General features: G+C 70.3%; 10 protein-coding genes. 2 read left to right on the forward strand and 8 right to left on the reverse strand.

All coding sequences use genetic code 11. From position 1 onward, the window contains the following. Nucleotides 1-208: 208 nt before the first annotated feature. From ACZ4RZ_RS42935 to ACZ4RZ_RS42955, 5 genes are all read right to left on the reverse strand, one after another. Complete coding sequence (locus tag ACZ4RZ_RS42935; protein ID WP_467752989.1) at nt 209-2185, reverse strand: ATP-dependent DNA helicase; 1977 nt, start codon at nt 2183-2185, stop codon at nt 209-211. Between the two features lie 88 nt (nt 2186-2273). Then, a complete protein-coding gene (locus tag ACZ4RZ_RS42940) occupies nt 2274-4241 on the reverse strand; it encodes an IucA/IucC family protein (protein WP_467752990.1) in 1968 nt (655 codons plus the stop codon). A gap of 57 nt (nt 4242-4298) precedes the next feature. Next, entirely contained in the window at nt 4299-5186 is an 888-nt protein-coding gene (locus ACZ4RZ_RS42945; RefSeq protein WP_467752991.1) for a GNAT family N-acetyltransferase, read from the reverse strand. 39 nt (nt 5187-5225) lie between these two features. Further along, nucleotides 5226-7589 (reverse strand): IucA/IucC family protein, encoded by a 2364-nt coding sequence (locus ACZ4RZ_RS42950; RefSeq protein WP_467752992.1) that lies wholly within the window; start codon nt 7587-7589, stop codon nt 5226-5228. Nucleotides 7590-7927: 338 nt separating this feature from the next. After that, nucleotides 7928-9457, reverse strand: a complete 1530-nt coding sequence (locus ACZ4RZ_RS42955; protein ID WP_467752993.1) for a diaminobutyrate--2-oxoglutarate transaminase family protein — start codon at nt 9455-9457, stop codon at nt 7928-7930. 265 nt (nt 9458-9722) lie between these two features. Between ACZ4RZ_RS42955 and ACZ4RZ_RS42960 the strand changes: the two genes are divergently transcribed. Both ACZ4RZ_RS42960 and ACZ4RZ_RS42965 read left to right on the forward strand, forming a co-directional pair. Next, on the forward strand, nt 9723-10952 hold the full coding sequence (locus ACZ4RZ_RS42960) for a trypsin-like serine peptidase (protein ID WP_467752994.1): 1230 nt from the start codon (nt 9723-9725) through the stop codon (nt 10950-10952). A 188-nt stretch (nt 10953-11140) separates the two neighbouring features. Beyond that, entirely contained in the window at nt 11141-12325 is a 1185-nt protein-coding gene (locus ACZ4RZ_RS42965; RefSeq protein ID WP_467752995.1) for a trypsin-like serine peptidase, read from the forward strand. 90 nt (nt 12326-12415) lie between these two features. Here ACZ4RZ_RS42965 and hflX read toward each other — a convergent pair whose 3' ends face one another. From hflX to ACZ4RZ_RS42980, 3 genes are all read right to left on the reverse strand, one after another. After that, nucleotides 12416-13912 (reverse strand): GTPase HflX, encoded by a 1497-nt coding sequence (gene hflX, locus ACZ4RZ_RS42970; protein WP_467752996.1) that lies wholly within the window; start codon nt 13910-13912, stop codon nt 12416-12418. 194 nt (nt 13913-14106) lie between these two features. Further along, entirely contained in the window at nt 14107-15603 is a 1497-nt protein-coding gene (locus ACZ4RZ_RS42975; protein ID WP_467752997.1) for a M1 family metallopeptidase, read from the reverse strand. A gap of 116 nt (nt 15604-15719) precedes the next feature. Continuing rightward, the gene (locus ACZ4RZ_RS42980) at nt 15720-17897 is read right to left on the reverse strand and encodes a RelA/SpoT family protein (RefSeq protein ID WP_467752998.1); all 2178 of its coding nucleotides are present in this window, start codon (nt 17895-17897) and stop codon (nt 15720-15722) included. Between the last annotated feature and the right edge of the window lie 85 nt (nt 17898-17982).

Below are 17982 nucleotides of genomic sequence, written 5' to 3' on the forward strand. Positions count from 1 at the left end.
GCGCGCTCCGGGGGAGCTGATCTGGGCGCGCGTCGGGACGGCTGGACGCGGCGGTCGGACGCCCGGCTTGCGGCGTGTCTGACCCGGTCCCCCGGGCTCAACATCTTCGCTCCCGGCCCGCGCCCGACTGACCCCGCACCGCGGGCGAACGCGGTCGGCGCACCGTGGCCGCCCAGGCCAACCCACCCCGCGGGCCGCCGCCCAGGCGCTAGGCCTCCTCCGTCTTCCTCGCCACCTCATCGATCGCCGCGAGTGACCTGCGGACCTGGTTGCGGTCCGTCGTGTACCAGAAGTCGGGCAGTGATGCCTTGAGATAACTGCCGTAGCGGGCGGTGGCCAGGCGCTGGTCGAGTACGGCGACCACGCCCCGGTCCCCCGAGGCTCGTACGAGGCGGCCGGCGCCCTGGGCCATCAGGAGGGCGGCGTGGGTGGCGGCGACCGCCATGAAGCCATTGCCGCCGTTGTCCTCGACCGCCTTCTGGCGGGCGCTCATCAGTGGGTCGTCGGGGCGCGGGAAGGGGATCTTGTCCATGACGACCAGCTGGCAGCTCGGGCCCGGGACGTCCACGCCCTGCCAGAGCGAGAGTGTGCCGAAGAGGCAGGTCTTGGGGTCGGTCGCGAAGTTCTTGATCAGCTCGCCGAGCGTCCCCTCGCCCTGCAGCAGGATCGGGTACTCGGGGATGCGCGTGCGCAGTTCCTCGGCCGCAAGCTGGGCGGCCCGCATCGAGGAGAACAGTCCCAGCGTGCGACCACCGGCGGCCCGGATCAGCTCGGTGAGCTCCTCCAGCATGTCCCCGCGGTCGCCGTCCCGTGCGGGGCGAGACAGGTGCTTGGCGACGTAGAGAATGCCCTGCCTGGGGTAGTCGAAGGGCGAACCGACGTCGACGCCCTTCCACTGCGGAAGGTCCTCGCCCTCGGTACCCTCGGGCGCGAGCCCGAGCGACGCTCCCACACCATTGAAGTCGCCACCGAGCTTCAGGGTCGCGGAGGTCAGGACGACGGAGCGGTCCGCGAAGAGCTTCTCCCTGAGGAGTCCGGACACGTTCATGGGAGCGACGCGGAGCGATGCGCCGAAGCGGTCGTGGCGCTCGTACCAGACGACATCCCACTCGGAGCCGTTGGTGATGCGCTCCGCCACGTCGTGCACGGTCTCCACGGAGGCCAGCGCCTGCTTGCGTACCGCGTCCTCGTCCTGGACGGACTTGTCGCGGGTGGAGCCGAGCGCCGAGATCACCGTACGAGCGGCGTCGCGCAGAGCCATCAAGGCGTACCCGAGGTCCTCGGGGATCTCCTCCAGACGTCCCGGCAGCGCCAGCTCCATGAGGCGCTCGAAGCCCTCGGCGGCGGTCTGGAGCTGGTCGGCGGCCTTCTCGTTGACAAGCTTCGCGGCACGGCGGACGGCGCGGTTGACCTGGCCCGGGGTGAGCTCGCCGGTCGCGACGCCGGTGACGCGGGAGACCAGCTCATGGGCCTCGTCGACGATCAGCACCTCGTGCTGCGGAAGGACCGGCGCGCCCTCGATGGCGTCGATCGCGAGCAGCGCATGGTTGGTGACGACGACCTCCGCGAGCTTGGCACGCTCGCGGGCCATCTCGGCGAAGCACTCCGCTCCGTAGGCGCATTTGGTGGCGCCGAGGCACTCCCGGGACGACACGGACACCTGGGCCCAGGCGCGGTCGGAGACTCCGGGCGTGAGGTCGTCGCGGTCGCCGGTCTCGGTCTCGTCCGACCAGTCCCGCAGCCGCAGCAGGTCCTTGCCCAGCTTGCTGGTGGGTGCGGCCGCCTCGAACTGATCGAAGAGGCCCTCCTCCTCGTCCTGCGGCACGCCCTCGTGCAGGCGGTGCAGGCACAGATAGTTCGACCGGCCTTTCAGCATCGCGAACTCGGGGCGGCGGCGCAGCAGCGGATGCAGCGCGTCGACAGTGCGCGGCAGGTCACGCTCCACGAGCTGGCGCTGCAGCGCAAGGGTCGCGGTCGCCACGACCACGCGCTCCCCGTGCGCGAGCGCGGGCACCAGGTATCCGAGCGACTTTCCGGTGCCGGTGCCCGCCTGGACCAGCAGATGGGAGCTGTCGTCGATGGCGTCCGCGACGGCTTCGGCCATGGTCACCTGGCCAGGGCGCTCCGTACCGCCGACGGCAGTGACGGCAGCATGCAGGAGTTCGGGGAGTGAGGGCTCTGTCATAGCGCTGCCACCCTACGGGGCGCCACTGACAATCGGGCGATCAAGCTGGGGACGACGGGCGTGATCAAGACGCGTACCGGCCGCGTGATCAAGGCTGGTGAAGGGGGTTCGGGACGGTACCGTGCACGGCGGCGTGCGGGCGATCGGGGCGGTCGCGGTAACCGTCGAGGTGCAGCCGGTTGCGGTTCAGGCACAGCCGCTCGATACGGGGAGTGAGCAGGTCGAACATCTCGTAACGCTCCTTGAGCTCGGGAAAGCGCGTCTGGTGGCGGATGATCTCCGCTCGCACGAGGGACCAGAACTCGCCTTCCGGCACGCCCAATTGCTCCTCGCAGAGTGGCGCGAGATAGCGGAACACCCCTACAAAGAGCCCGGAATGGATGAACTGGGTCAGGAACTCGGGCGGCTCGGTGAGCAGCACACCCCGCACGTCGTCCGGCATGGAGGCATGCTCGGGCAGTGGCTCCGCGCTCACATTGATGTCGTCCACGAAGTCCTTCACCGCGAGCCGCACGGGTACGTCATGGTCGTCGAAGACAACGATCGCGTTCTCTCCATGGGGGCTGAACACAGTGCCGTACCGATAGAGGCAGTGCAGCAAGGGTGGCAGGAGCGCCGCGAAGAGACGGCGCAGCCAGACCTTCGGAGTCACCCCCGAGCGGGCGACCAGCTGCGCCGTGAAGGCACGCCCCTCCGGGTCGGTGTGCAGGAGCGCGGCCAGAGTGCGGGCGCGTTCGCCGGGGACCAGATGTCGGGAGATCGGTTCGCGCCAGATGGCTCCGAGCAGCTCCTTGTACTGATAGGGCACTTCAGGGAGGCCGTCGTACACCGGATGTCCGACAGTCACCGACGCGACCTCGCCGAGCATGATCACTCCGCAGGTGTCGCGCAGGAACGGGTCGGCGTCGCGCAAGCCCTGCATCCAGGCGGTGACGGCAGGGGCTGCGAGCGTCCGTTCCGTCGGGATGCCACGCCACACCAGCGTGTTCAGGACGGACAGCGGCAGCTTCACGGTGTGCCGGTCCGGCCGCGAGACATTGAGGAACGTACGGATCGACTGCTGAGGCAGGCGCAGATCACCGTCCGAGTGCAGCGGCACGATCGCGTCCGCGGCGACGTGGGACCCGAAGAGGGGCAACACGACGTCGTCCCACTGCCAGGGGTGAACGGGCAGATAGAGGTAGGACTCCGGCGTGAGCCCACGCGCGCGGAGTACCCCGTCGAAGGACTCCCTCGTGGCGGGGGCGAGCTCGCGTGCGTAAAGGTGTTCTGCCGTGTCGAGGCCCCGCACACCCCTGTAGGCGGCGAGCGTGGTGTGGACCGCGATCCACGGAAGAGCCGTCGCCCGGCGGGCCTCCGGCGCCCAGTGCGCGGCGTCCTTCGCGGAGAAGCCGAGGCGCCCCTTGTTGAGCACGATCCAGGGGTGCCCGGTCTGGTTGCCCTCCAGTTCCGCGTATCCCAGCTCGGCCAGCTCGGCGGCCGAGACGGCATGGTGGTCGAGGCGCGCGTCCGCGGCGAGCGTGGTGCTCAGCTCGCGGATGACATGACCGAGCGTCGCTCCGTCGAGCCCCAAAGTGCCTCGGGTACGGGTGAGGAAGCCGACCGGGTCGGTGAAGGGCCGGGGCTCCGCCCCTCCCTCTTCGAGGGTGAGCGAATCGGGGTCCACGCGCCAACTGTCGTATGCGGTACGTCGGGCGCGGAAGGACAGGCTGCCGCCGGCGTCGAGGCGGAGGGTGTAGTCGGCGCGGCGCCTGTCGGCCGCAGTCGTTTTCCTCTCCGGGTTCGCGACGGGGACTGAGGAAAGGTCCGTTCCCGGGGCCACGGACACTGAGGCCCGAATGACGTCCCGCCGCAGCTCCGGCTCGCGCTCCGGCTCCGGCTCCGGCTCCGGCTCCGGCTCCGGCTCCGGCTCGATGATCCCCTCGTACGCGAACTCGCCGATCATCTTGGCGAGCAGGCGGCGGCCGACCCGATCCCATCGCTCTTTGCGCAGCTCAGGCGGGTCGTAGAGGCTGGGCGGCTCTCCGGGTGCCGGGGCGGCGGATGGATTCGGCACGGGGACTCCTCGGCAGGGAACCGGATCGGGACGAGCGGTGTACTAAGAGTGATAGCGCTACAACAGATCGCGCAGGGCTCGGTCTCGGACCATGAGGGCTGCTCGCTTGTCGGGCAGATCAACCTCGGCGGAGAACCGGAAGCCGGCGCTCAGAAAGGCGGAGACGGATGGGGTGTTGCGCAGATCGGGTTCCGCGACGACGCGAGCGCATGCCGGGCGCTTGTCCAGTACGTGGTCGGCGACAGCTCTGAGCAGGGTGGAACCGAGGCCGCGCCCACGGTTGGCGACACCACCGATGAGGAGGTGAATTCCGGTGTCGTGCGGTCGGGCGGGGTAGTGGCGAGCCAGGAGATCGAGATCCGCGCGGTAGATCTCCCAGTAGCTCATCGGCGTGCCGTCCAGCACTCCGAGGCACGGGACGCTGCGTCCGTCCCCGTCGAGCTGGCGGCGCAGATGCTCCTCCGCCACGGACTCGGGCCCCGCCAGCTCCCAGAACGCCGCGACGGCAGGGTCGTTCATCCAGCGAGCGATGAGCGGGAGATCGCGCTCGACGCGCACGGGGACGAGGTGGAAGACGCCGACGGGCGTGGCGGTGGGCCCCCAGCCACCGACGCGGTCGAGCAGGTCGTCGTCGGCCGGAGCGGCGGCGGGGTTCTCCGCCATGCTCCGACGCTCTCCCCCGGCCCCTCCCGAGGCGTCGCCCATGTCGCCACCCGAGGCGTCGCCCATGTCCTCCCCCGTGGCGTCGCCTGTCGCCCCGCCGCGTGTCCCGGCTTCCCCGGCGAAGAGCGCGATGAGCTCGTCGGGAAGGCGCAGGTCAAGGGTGTCCTCGCCGTCGGTGCTCGCGCCGGAGCCCGAACCGGGACCCGAGCGGGGCCCCGTGTCGGTGGCGAGTTCGGTGGCGGGGGCGGTACCGGCGTCGGTGCTCGCATCGGTGGGAGGCACGGCGACGCTCCTCTCAGGAGACGGGGTGGGTCATGTTCCTCAGGAATGAAGGGGGTTGGAGATGGTGACGTAGACCGACTGGGTGTCCACGGGACCGACGAGTTCATCGAGGCCGTGCAGCCGGGTCAGCAGGTTGGCCTTGCACCGCAGGACGGGTGAGTCGAGCAGCTGGGCGGGCAGAGACGTACGCAGCCGAGCCGGACCGGTGGCCACATCGGCGAGGAATCGGCGGAAGGCGGCGAGCAACAGCTGTTCGTCGGCCAGGCGCTGGGAGCCGAACGCACCGACGAGGCCGAGTACGTTGTTGATGGCCAGGTAGTAGGCGAAGCGTTCGTCGGTGACCTCGTCGGAGACGAAGGTGTCGCTGTGCTGGCCGATGCCGGGCAGCCGGGCGTCGAGATCCGCGCGCCGTGACTCGCGGAAGTAGTAGCCCTGGTTGTCGCGGTAGCGGCCGCCCTTGGGCCAGCCCTCGGGGTCCAGCAGAAGCAGGGTGTTCTGCTGGTGCGCTTCCAGAGCGATGCCCGCCTCGCTGTCCAGCCAGAGCACCGGGCGAACGACCTGCTCCAGATAGCGCAGAAACCACTCGGTGGCGACCGCGCCGCGCGAGCGGCCGGTGCGCCCCGCGAGACGTGTGACGATCTCGGTGAGCCGGGACCGCATGAGGGGCCGGCCCTTTGCCGCGTTCCGTGCGCCGGACTGGGCGTGCGGCCGGGGCGAGACCAGTCCCGCGATACAGCCGGCATCGTCCGTCGGGCTGAACGGGTTGTGGCGGATCATCACATCGAGCCCGGGCAAGGGGCTGCCGTCCGAGCCGTTGACGGCGAGCCAGGCCGGGTCGCGGACGATGTCGAAGCCCGGGTGGGCGGCCTGCCACTGCTTGAACAGGCCGCTGCGCAGCAGGCGGTGGACCTCCACGCCACGGTGGAGTTCCTTGCGGAGGTTCTCACGACGGGAGTTGGTGATACGCAGGCCCAGCGAGAGTTTGAGCATCGCCGGGGCACCGGACCGGTAGACGGTGCGGACCGAGGAGGTGGGGTGCCACGGGGGGCCCTGCGGGCCGAGGTCCCGGAGCAGCCCGTCATCCAGCAGGGCCGCGGCCTCGCGACGGTGGCGAATCTCGCGCATCTGCCAGGGGTGCAGCGGTAGTGCGGCATACCCCTCGGGCAGTGACAGCGCGGCGTCGGCCAGCCGTGTGGTGAGCTGCTCCGCCGAGACGGGGCGGCCGCGCTCCGTCCACGCCGAGTCGGCTACCAGCACCGAGGGGGCGACCGCCATCCAGTGCAGGGGGAAGGATCCGCGCAACTCGGGTGAGTACAACCGGGCTTCGGCCTCGGAGAGCCCCTCGCGGCCCTTCGGTGTGGGATGCAGCGGGTGGCCCAGCAGCAGCGCCTGCTCGGCGGCGAGAAAGAGGTCGGGCTCGTCGGCGGGGCGTTCCCTGCGGTCGCGGATGAACACGGCGGTGCGCCGAACGGAGTCGGCAACGCGCCCAACGAGTTCGGACCCGTCACCGGCCGGGCTGTGCGGGGCCGCCTGAGGTTCGGGGCGAGTCGCGGCGGCGCCGAGGAGCGCTCTGCCGGGCCCGGTTGCACGGGGCGTGGTGGTCGCCGGGTCGAAAGTGCTGGGTGCCGCCTGAGCAGTGGCAGGAGCCAGGGCGGCAGTGGCGGGAGCCTGGTCGACGGTGGCAGGAGCCAGGCCGACGGCAGAGGCAGCCTGGTCGACGGTGGCAGGAGCCAGGCCGACGACAGAGGCAGCCTGATCAACGGTGGCAGGAGCCAGGCCGACGACAGAGGCAGCCTGGTCGACGGTGGCAGGAGCCAGGCCGACGACGGAAGAAGCCTGGTCGACGGTGGCAGGAGCCAGGCCGACGACGGAAGAAGCCTGGTCGACGGTGGCAGGAGCCAGGCCGACGACGGAAGAAGCCTGGTCAACGGTGGCAGGAGCCAGGCCGCCATTCGTGGCTGCCGATGTGCCGGTCGCCGTTTGCCGTGTGAACAGTGCCGCCACCGTGACCGCGTCGGCGGGCGGCGCCTCGTCGGGGGCGTCGGCGAGGTAGGGGAGGCCGAAGCGGTGCCAGCCGGTGGCGGACCAGTAGTGCACGGGGGCCAGGAGTGTCGTGCCGCTGGCGGGGAGGGGGATGCGGAGGGTGCCGTCGTCGGGGGCGGGCAGGTTGTTCTCCCGTACCCAGCAGCGCAGCAGGTTCTCTACGGCCGCCGCCTGGGCCGCGGTCTGCGGATCGGGGTGTTCCAGCAGGTCGGCGGTGGCGCCGCCCAGCCGCTCGGACTCCCGGGCCCCTTCCTTCTGCCGGGGGACCGATTCGGCCCCCGGCACGAGCGGGGTCTGCGTGCCACGGGCCGCTCGCTCGTGGGTGTGGGGACGGCCGTCGGGTGCGGGGGTGGCGTTCACGGGGTTCCTTGTGGGGTCGTTCGGGCTCGTGCGGCGACGAACCGGGGCGGTACGTCGGGCCTTCGGCGTTCCCGGTTGATTCGGGTGGGAGCGGGGTGCTTCGGGTAGAGGTCGTTGGCTGTGTGTGAGGGCTGGGGTTTCCATGCGTGGGGGGCGTTGATCGGGATGGAGCCTGAGTGGGCGGGGAATGCGGCTCGAGCTGGGTGCGCCGGTCCGGTCCTGGCGGTCCCCGCTGGGTGAGAGCGAGCCCCCACGGCCCGAGGCCGTGCGCCGGGCTCCGGAGCCGACGCCCCGCCCGACGCCTTCCAGGACGGCGTTCACCGACCAGTCCTCCGGCTCTACGGCGTCCGCCGGGGCTCCAGCTCCCGCAGGTCACCGTGAAGCTCGCCCTGACCGCGACCCCCATCAGCACGGCGAGGCTCGCCGACACCGCGAGGCCGATTTCCGCCACGCTCCAAGTCCCCGCGCGCCACCGCCCCCACCGCGTCCGACAACCGGTCGAGCACCGCGGTTGTCTGTTCGTCGCTGATGGTCAGGGGAGGGAGCAGACGCACGACGCTCGATTGGCGGCCGCCCAGTTCCACGATCAGGCCGCGGCGGAGGCACTCTCGTTGGACGGCGGCGGCGAGTTCGGGGGCGGCGGGTCGGGGACCGTCGGCCGCGGGATACGGGGGCGCTTCGGGGTCGACGAGTTCGACGCCGATCATCAGTCCCCGGCCGCGTACGTCGCCGATGCAGGGGAACTCGTGGGTGAGTTTGCGGAGTTGGGCCAGCATCCGGGCGCCCAGAATCCCGGCACGCTCGGCAAGACGGTTCTCGCGGACGTACGCGAGGGTCGCGGCGCCCGCGGCCATGGCGAGCTGGTTGCCGCGGAACGTGCCCGCGTGGGCGCCGGGTTGCCAGACGTCGAGGTCGTCGCGGTAGATGACGACGGCCAGCGGCAGACTGCCGCCGATGGCCTTTGACAGGACCATCACGTCCGGCGTGATCCCACTGTGTTCCACGGCCCAGAAGGTGCCGGTCCGGCCGACTCCAGTCTGGATCTCGTCCGCGATCAGCGGGATGTCCCGTGCCGCGGTGATCTCACGCATCCGGCGCATCCAGTCGTCGGGGGCGGGAATCACCCCGCCCTCGCCCTGCACGGGTTCGAGGATCATTCCGGCGGGACGCGGCACACCCGACTTGCTGTCGTCGAGCACGGACTCGGTCAAGCGCGCGGCGAGTTCGGCGCCTCGCGCGCCGCCGACACCGAACGGGCAGCGGAAGTCCTGTGGATAGGGCAGGCGCGCGACACGTACCTCGGTCGCGCCCCCGGATGCTTCGAGCGCCCCCGCGGTCATCCCGTGGTACGCACCGGTGAAGGCGAGCATCCCCGTGCGCCCGGTCGCCGCGCGCACCAGCTTGAACGCGGCCTCGACGGCGTCCGTCCCGGCCGGTCCGCAGAACTGGACCCGCGCGCGGTCGGCGAACCCGGACGGCAGGCTGCGGAACAACTCGGTGGTGAAGGCGTCCTTCACGGGCGTGGCGAGGTCGAGGACGTGCAGCGGCGCCCCCGAGTCGAGGACCTTTCTGATCGCCTCCAGGACCACCGGATGGTTGTGCCCGAGGGCCAGAGTTCCGGCGCCCGACAGGCAGTCCAGATAGCGGCGCCCGTCGGCGCCCTCGATCGTCAGCCCGCGCGCCCGCACCGGAACGATCGGAAGGGCACGTGCGTAGGTGCGCGCCGCCGACTCGCGGGCCGACTGGCGCCGCAGAATCCCCTCGTGCGCCGCGCGCGCCCCTTCGGACACGCCAGGAACAGCCTCCCGCGCCCCCTCGGACACCCCGGGCGCCCCCACCGGCACCACCGCAGACTCGGTCACGGCCACGACTTCAGGTCCTCCCGCTGTCCAGAGGCGAGTTGGCAGGGGGCTCTGAACGCAGGCGGCAGGTCCCCCGTACGTACCAACGACGCGGACCGCGCGGGGAAGCGGGTGAGTCGAAGATCCTTGCCGTGACGGAACCGTTGCCGTTCCGTCGGATGTCCCCCACAGCGACCGCATAGTCTTTGGTGCCGTTCAGACGTACCGATTGATCAAGGTTGATCGGCGCCCACCAGCGCACAGTTCTCTTACGCCCAGGGGGAGTTACACCATGCGATCGATACGCCCGCCTTTCGCCGCTCGCCGAGGGAGGAGCGCGCGCCGCAGAACCTCCCCCGTGCTGGCCGCCGTCGGCCTCACGGCGGCGCTGGCGCTGACCGCCACCGCCTGCAACTCGGGCGACGACAAGGCGAGCGGTGAGCCCACCGCGTCCGCCACCCAGAGCGGCGACGACAAGATCAAGATCCCGGACGACATCAAGAACAAGCTCAAGCAGCACGGGATCGACATCGACAAGTGGAAGAACGGCGCCTGGAAGAACTGGAACAAGGACGACTGGCTACGCGAGGCCGACGACTACATCAACCCGATCATCAAGGGGCTGTGGGACCCGGATCGGATGCGCGGCGCCGACGACCCGGACAAGAACAAGGGCGTCGACGAGAACGACCTCTCCGGTGACCAAGGTGTCACCGACCCCGAGCCGGCTCCCGTGACCGCGCAGGCCGTGAAGACCGCTTACCACGCCAATGTGCCCGAGGCCGGCAAGGTGTTCTTCGACTCCCCCGAGGGCACGATGGTCTGCTCGGCGACGGTGGTCGAGGACCCGGCGCACCCGGGCAAGTCCAACCTCGTGTGGACCGCGGGCCACTGTGTGCACGCCGGCAAGAAGGGCGGCTGGTACCGCAACATCGCCTTCGTGCCCTCGTACAACGACTCGGGCAAGGCGGCCGCCCAGCTGGAGAAGGCCACCCGCCAGGAGGTCGCTCCGTACGGTGTCTGGTGGAGCGACTGGGCGCAGACCTCGGACCAGTGGATCGAGCAGGGTGGTTCCACGGGCGGCCAGGGAGCCCCGTACGACTTCGCCGTGCTGCATGTGACGCCGGAGAAGGGCAGCGACGGCAAGTCGCTGGAGGAGACGGTCGGTTCGGCGCTTCCCGTGAACTTCAACGCTCCCGCCGTGCCCAAGGTGTCGAGCATCACGGCGACCGGCTACCCGGCCGCGGCGCCGTTCGACGGCCAGAAGCTGTACCAGTGCACGGACAAGCCGGGACGGTTGTCGGTGGCGCAGTCCGACCCGACGATGTACCGCATCGGGTGCACCATGACCGGTGGCTCGTCCGGTGGCGGCTGGGTGGCCACGGGGTCGGACGGCAAGCCGGCGCTGGTGTCCAACACCTCTATCGGGCCGGTCAAGTTCGGCTGGCTGGCGGGCCCGCGCCTGGGCGATGTGGCCAAGGGTGTGTACGACTCGGTGAGCAAGAAGTTCGCCGGACAGTGATGCACGCGACGTAACAGGGTTCGGACAGACGGCGGTGGACCTGCTCACAGGAACCTTCACCGGCCCACCGCCGTTCGTCCCCAACTGCGCAGGCATAGTGGGGTGTCGCGTCCGGGCGGGTGTCGCGGGGAGCCGCCCCACGCCTGACAAGCACATGACATAAACGCTCCAACGGGGGTTACAGCACCATGCGTTCCTCAAGAAGTCGGCGCACCTTCCTCACCGCCACCGGCCTGGTGGCGGTCCTGGCACTGACCGCCACCGCCTGCAACTCGGGCGACGACAAGGCGAGGGACGATTCCAACGCCTCTTCGTCGCAGAGCTCACAGAGCGGCGACGACAAGATCAAGATCCCGGACGACATCAAGGACAAGCTCAAGGAGCACGGCATAGATGTCGACCAGTGGGCGAACGGCGGCTGGAAGAACTGGGACAAGGACAAGTGGCTCAGTGAGGCCAAGGACTTCGTCAACCCGGTGATCGAGGGGCTGTGGAAGCCCGAGCGGATGAAGTCCGCCAAGGACCCGGACAAGACGATCTCGGCGAAGGACGCGGCGGCCGACCAGGGCGTCAACGACCCGGAACCGGCGCCGGTCGAGGCCAAGGCCGAGAAGACTCCGTACCACGACTACGCAGCTCCGGTCGGGAAGGTCTTCTTCGACTCCCCCGAGGGCTCGATGGTCTGTTCGGGCACGGTCGTCAAGGACGTGAACCACCCCGGCAAGTCCAACCTCGTGTGGACCGCGGGCCACTGCGTGCACGCCGGCGGCAGCGGCGGCTGGTACCGCAACATCGCGTTCGTCCCGTCCTACAACGACCTCGGCAAGTCCGAGTCCGAGCTGGGCAACGCCACGGCGTCGGAGATCGCCCCGTACGGCCAGTGGTGGGCGGACTGGGCCGCCACCTCCAACGAGTGGATCTCGGACGGCGACGAGACGGGCGGCGCGGGCGCTCCATACGACTACGCCGTGCTGCACGTGAAGCCGGAGCAGGGCGGCAAGTCGCTCGAGGAGACGGTCGGCAACGCGCTGGACGTGGACTTCTCCGCGCCGTCCGCCCAGGACGTCAGCGCGATGGGCGCGTGGGGCTACCCGGCCGCACCGCCGTACAGCGGTCTGAGCATGTTCAAGTGCGTCGACAAGCCGGGCCGTCTCTCGCTGGACCCGACCCTGCCGACGATGTACCGCATCGGGTGCACCATGACCGGCGGTTCGTCCGGCGGCGGCTGGTTCCGTGTCGTCGACGGCGAGACGAAGCTCGTCTCGAACACGTCGATCGGCCCGTCCGAAAACACCTGGCTGGCGGGACCGCAGCTGGGCAAGGGCGCCGAGGCGCTCTACGAGAACATGAGCAAGGAGTACGGCGGGCAGTAGGCACCGTCGTCCACGTACGCATGAGGAAGGCCCGCCCCCTGAGACAGGGGGCGGGCCTTCCTGCGTCCGTACGAGTGCGTACGCGTGTCGCTACCGGAGCGCCGGCGCCGGAACGTACGGCGCCAGATCCGCCGCCAGTTCCTCGTGCACACGCACCTTGAGCAGCGTGCCCTCCGGGGTGTGCTCCTCGGAGATCACCTCGCCCTCGGTGTGGGCACGGGCGACCAGCTTGCCGTGCGTGTACGGCACGAGCGCCTCGATCTCGACCGAGGGGCGCGGCAGCTCGTTGTCGATGAGCGCGAGCAGCTCGTCGATGCCCTGGCCGGTACGGGCCGAGACCGCGATGGAGCGCTTCTCGATCCGCATCAGCCGCTGGAGCACCAGCGGGTCGGCCGCGTCCGCCTTGTTGATCACGACGATCTCAGGTACGGCCGTGGCGCCCACATCCCTGATCACCTCGCGCACGGCGGCCAGCTGCTCCTCCGGCGCCGGGTGCGAACCGTCCACCACGTGCACGATCAGGTCGGAGTCGCCGACTTCCTCCATGGTCGAGCGGAAGGCCTCGACCAGGTGGTGCGGCAGGTGGCGTACAAAACCGACCGTGTCAGCCAGCGTGTACAGCCGCCCGCTCGGGGTCTCGGCCCTGCGGACGGTCGGGTCCAGGGTCGCGAACAGCGCGTTCTCGACCAGCACGCCCGCGCCCGTGAGGCGGTTGAGCAGGGAGGACTTGCCCGCGTTGGTGTAACCGGCGATGGCGACCGAAGGCACCTTGTTGCGTCGGCGCTCCTGGCGCTTGATCTCGCGGCCCGTTTTCATGTCCGCGATCTCCCGGCGCATCTTCGCCATCTTCTCGCGGATACGGCGCCGGTCCGTCTCGATCTTGGTCTCACCGGGACCACGGGTGGCGAGGCCGCCGCCCTTGCCGCCGCCCATCTGACGGGACAGCGACTGACCCCAGCCGCGCAGCCGCGGCAGCATGTACTGCATCTGCGCGAGCGCGACCTGTGACTTGCCCTCTCGGGACTTGGCGTGCTGGGCGAAGATGTCGAGGATCAGGGCCGTACGGTCGATGACCTTGACCTTGACGACGTCTTCGAGGTGGATCAGCTGGCCGGGGCTCAGCTCACCGTCGCAGATCACGGTGTCGGCACCGGTCTCCAGGACGATGTCCCGCAGCTCATTGGCCTTGCCGGATCCGATGTACGTGGCCGCGTCGGGCTTGTCGCGGCGCTGGACGACGCCGTCGAGGACGAGCGCGCCCGCGGTCTCCGCGAGGGCTGCCAGCTCGGCGAGCGAGTTGTCCGCGTCCTGAATGGTTCCCGTGGTCCAGACACCGACGAGCACCACGCGCTCCAGGCGGAGCTGTCGGTACTCGACCTCGGTGACGTCCTCGAGCTCGGTGGAGAGGCCCGCCACACGGCGCAGCGCCGCACGCTCGGAGCGGTCGAACTGCTCGCCGTCCCGCTCTCCGTCGATCTCGTGGCTCCAGGCGACGTCCTCTTCCATCAGGGCATCGGCCCGAAGACCTTCGGGGTAGTTCTGCGCGAAGCTCTGCGCGTCCTGGGAAGGGGAAGAAGAGGAGGTCATTGGATCCTTACGTCGATGGGGAACATCATGCGGCGACGGATGCCACCCGTCATCGAGAACAACGTCCGAGGCCTCCGGGAGATTCCCGGATTCCGCCGGGCCAACCCTCCGAGGGGCCGCGCCGCCGACCCGAAGATGGTCGCACGGCACGGCCCGTCTCGTCACGCGAGTTATCAGCGGCCCGTACGCGCCCGTCAGGAGCCCTTGCGCGCCTTCGGAGGGTCGCTCTTCCAGTCCGGGTGCCCCGGCATCGGCGGTGTCTTCTCGCCGTACAGCCACGCCTGGAAGAACCCGCTCAGATCGCGGACTGCGACGGCGGAAGCGAGGTCCACGAAGTCGGCCGTCGAGGCGGCGCCGTCGCGGTGGACGCGCACCCAGGTCCGCTCCAGGCGCTCGAAGGCGGGGCGCCCGATCTCCTGGCGCAGCGCGTACAGGGCCAGCGCCGCACCGTCGTAGACGTTCGGCCGGAAGATACTGATCTTCTGGCCCGGCTTGGGGCCCTTCGGCGCCGCGGGCGGTCCTCCTGCCGCCCGCCAGGAGTCGGACGCGCGATAGGCCGCCTTCATCCGCTCCTCCATGGGCCTGTGCGCCTTCTCCTCGGCGTACAGAACCTCGTACCAGGTGGCGTGCCCCTCGTTGAGCCACAGGTCGGACCAGGTGCGCGGGCTCACGCTGTCGCCGAACCACTGGTGCGACAGCTCATGCACCATGATCGACTCGACGTACCACTTCGGGTACGCGGGCTCGGTGAAGAGCTCTCCCTCGAAGAGAGAGAGCGTCTGTGTCTCCAGTTCGAAGCCGGTTTGGGCCTGGGCCATCAGCAGCCCGTAGGTCTCGAAGGGGTACCGGCCGACCTTCCCCTCCATCCAGGCGATCTGGTCGGGCGTCTTCTTGAGCCACGGTTCGAGCCGCTCGCGGTCCTCGGTGGTCACCACATCCCGTACGGGCAGACCATGCGGCCCGGTCCGGTGCAGCACGGTGGAGCGTCCGATGGACACCTGGGCCAGCTCGGTGGCCATGGGGTGCTCGGTGCGGTACGTCCAGGTGGTGGACCGGCGGGCACGTTCCGCTCCGGCCGGAAGTCCGCTGGCCACGGCCGTGTACCCGCTGGGCGCGGTGACATGGATGGTGAACATCGCCTTGTCGGAGGGATGGTCGTTGCACGGGAAGACCAGGTGCGCGGCGTCGGCCTGGTTGGCCATCGCGAGCCCGTCCTTGGTCTGCACCCAACCGCCGTCCTGGCCCTCGGCGGCGACCGGGTCGCTGGTGTGGCGCACGGTGATGCGCATCCAGCTGCCGGCGGGCACCGGCTCCTCGGGCGTCACGACCAGGTCCTCACCGGCCCGCGTGAACGCGGCGGGTGCCCCGTTGACCTGGACCGATCCCACCGTTCCGCGCGCGAAGTCGAGATTGATGCGTTCGAGCCGGGAGGACGTCACGGCGTCGATGGTGGTGACGGCGGCGAGCGGCTTGCTGTTGGTGCCGGGATAGGTGAAGGCGAGGTCGTACGACTCGACGTCGTATCCGGGGTTCCCCAGGTGCGGGAAGAGGCGGTCACCGACGCCGAGGGGTGCGGCCGGGTTGGGGGCGCTCGCGGCGATCAGGCAGACCGAGACGGCCGAGGCGAGGAGGGCCGCCTTGATACGGCGGGTCCGGGGGTGTGGGGGCCTTGGGCGGGGGGTGAGCAGCATGGATCACCGCTACCAGCGCGCGCCCGTCCCGCGGTGACGACTCGCGCCGGGCTCACCCGAACGGGTCGATAGAGAGGCCAACGGGTCGACAGGGAGACGTGGAAAGCCCAGGGACGTTATTGCGCGGCCGCCGCCTGATGCTGTGCCCGGCTCACGTCGTACACCCCCGGCACGTTGCGCATGGCCCGCATCAGCCCGGGAAGGTGCGCCGCGTCCGGGAGTTGGAGCGTGTACGTGTGGCGTACGCGCTGCTGGCTGGGAGGTTCGACGGTCGCCGAGACGATGGCGACGCCCTCCAGAGCGATGGCTTCGGTGAGGTCGGCGAGCAGATGCGGGCGCCCGAAGGACTCGGCGACCAGCGTGACGCGGCACTCGGTGGTGTCGCCCCAGCGCACGCCGACCTCCGCGCGCCCCCCGCTCTTCATGCGCGCCACTCCCGCGCACTCCGCGCGGTGGACAGTCACCACTCCCCCGCGCACGGCGAAGCCGGTCACCTCGTCGGGCGGTACGGGCGTACAGCAGCCCGCGAGCCGTACGGTCGCGCCGGGCTGGTCGACGACGGCATTCGCCGCGGGCCGTGCGGCGCGCACGTCGGCCGCCGGCCGAGGAGTCGCGGCGGGGGCCTCCGGGGTCTCCGTGCCGCTGGGTGAGGGATGCGCGGCAATCCAGCGCTGGATGGCGATCCGCGCGGCGGGCGTGTGCGCGTGCTCCAGCCACTCTCTGGAGGGCTCGGAGGCGGGGTCCTGGCCCATGAGGAGCTGCACGGTGTCGCCGTCCCGCAGGACCGTACTGAGCGTCGCCAGGCGGCCGTTGACGCGGGCGCCGATGCAGGCGTGCGCGTCCTCGCCGTACTGCGCGTACGCCGCGTCGACACAACTGGCGCCCTCGGGAAGCCCCAATGCGCCGCCGTCGGCGCGGAAGACGGTGATCTCGCGGTCCTGGGCGAGGTCTTCGCGCAGTGTGGACCAGAACGTGTCCGGGTCCGGGGCGCCTTCCTGCCAGTCGAGGAGCCTGGAGAGCCAGCCCGGACGGGTGGGGTCGGCGCGCTCGCCGTCGAAGGGGCGCTCCTCGCCGCCGTCCGCCTGCTCCTCCGAAGGAGGAGCGTAGGGGTTGCCGAGCGCGATGACCCCGGCCTCGGCGACCTTGTGCATCTGGTGGGTGCGGATGAGGACTTCGGCGACCTCGCCGTCGCCGCGCGCGACGGCCGTGTGCAGCGACTGATACAGGTTGAACTTGGGGACCGCGATGAAGTCCTTGAACTCCGAGACCACCGGAGTGAGACAGGTGTGCAGTTCGCCGAGGACTCCGTAGCAGTCGGCGTCCTCGTTCACGAGCACCAGAAGCCGTCCGAAGTCGGCGCCGCGCATGGGGCCGCGTTTGCGCGACACGCGGTGCACGGAGACGAAGTGGCGTGGCCTTATGAGGACTTCGGCCTGGATCCCGGCGTCGCGCAGGACCGTGCGCACCTCCTCGGCGATCTCCGCGAGTGGATCGCCCCCGCGTGCCGCGTTGTCGGCGATCAGCTCCCTGGTGTGCTCGTACTCCTCGGGGTGCAGGATCGCGAAGACGAGGTCTTCCAGCTCGGTCTTGAGCGCCTGGACGCCGAGCCGTTCGGCGAGCGGGATCAGGACGTCCCGGGTCACCTTGGCGATCCGCGCCTGCTTCTCGGGGCGCATGACGCCGAGGGTCCGCATGTTGTGCAGCCGGTCCGCGAGTTTGATCGACATGACGCGGACGTCGTTGCCGGTCGCGACCAGCATCTTGCGGAACGTTTCCGGCTCGGCGGCGGCCCCGTAGTCGACCTTCTCCAGCTTGGTGACGCCGTCCACCAGGTAGCAGACCTCGTCGCCGAACTCCTCCCGTACCTGATCGAGCGTCACTTCCGTGTCCTCGACGGTGTCGTGGAGCAGGGAGGCGGTCAATGTCGTGGTCTCCGCGCCGAGTTCGGCGAGGATCAGGGTCACGGCGAGCGGGTGCGTGATGTACGGCTCCCCGCTCTTTCGCATCTGGCCGCGGTGCGAGGACTCGGCCAGGACGTACGCCCTGCGCAGTGGCTCCAGGTCCGCGTCGGGGTGATGGGCGCGGTGGGCCTCGACCACATGGCCGATCGCGTCGGGCAGCCGGTCGCGGGCCGCGGGGCCGAGCAGCGCGGCCCGGCCCAGGCGGCGCAGATCGATCCGCGGAAGGCCCTTCCTGCGGTGCGACGGGGGTACCCCCTGCTCGCGCGAGCCCGAGAGCTTGGGGGAGGGCGTGGCAGGACCTGGCGTCGCGGGATTCGTCGCCTCCGCACTCATGGGCACCTCCGGCTGCGTAGACCGGCGGACGGGTGCCCCATGGCGTAGACGGCTCAGGGGATGGCGTCGATCCCCCGTCCGGGCC

The sequence above is a fragment of the Streptomyces sp. NPDC027189 genome (assembly GCF_055566975.1).

Coding starts and splice junctions, on each gene's coding strand:
- ACZ4RZ_RS42960 (WP_467752994.1), top strand. CDS start 9,723: ATGCGATCGATACGCCCGCCTTTCGCCGCTCGCCGAGGGAGGAGCGCG.
- ACZ4RZ_RS42935 (WP_467752989.1), bottom strand. CDS start 2,185: ATGACAGAGCCCTCACTCCCCGAACTCCTGCATGCTGCCGTCACTGCC.
- hflX (WP_467752996.1), bottom strand. CDS start 13,912: ATGACCTCCTCTTCTTCCCCTTCCCAGGACGCGCAGAGCTTCGCGCAG.
- ACZ4RZ_RS42975 (WP_467752997.1), bottom strand. CDS start 15,603: ATGCTGCTCACCCCCCGCCCAAGGCCCCCACACCCCCGGACCCGCCGT.
- ACZ4RZ_RS42965 (WP_467752995.1), top strand. CDS start 11,141: ATGCGTTCCTCAAGAAGTCGGCGCACCTTCCTCACCGCCACCGGCCTG.
- ACZ4RZ_RS42980 (WP_467752998.1), bottom strand. CDS start 17,897: ATGAGTGCGGAGGCGACGAATCCCGCGACGCCAGGTCCTGCCACGCCC.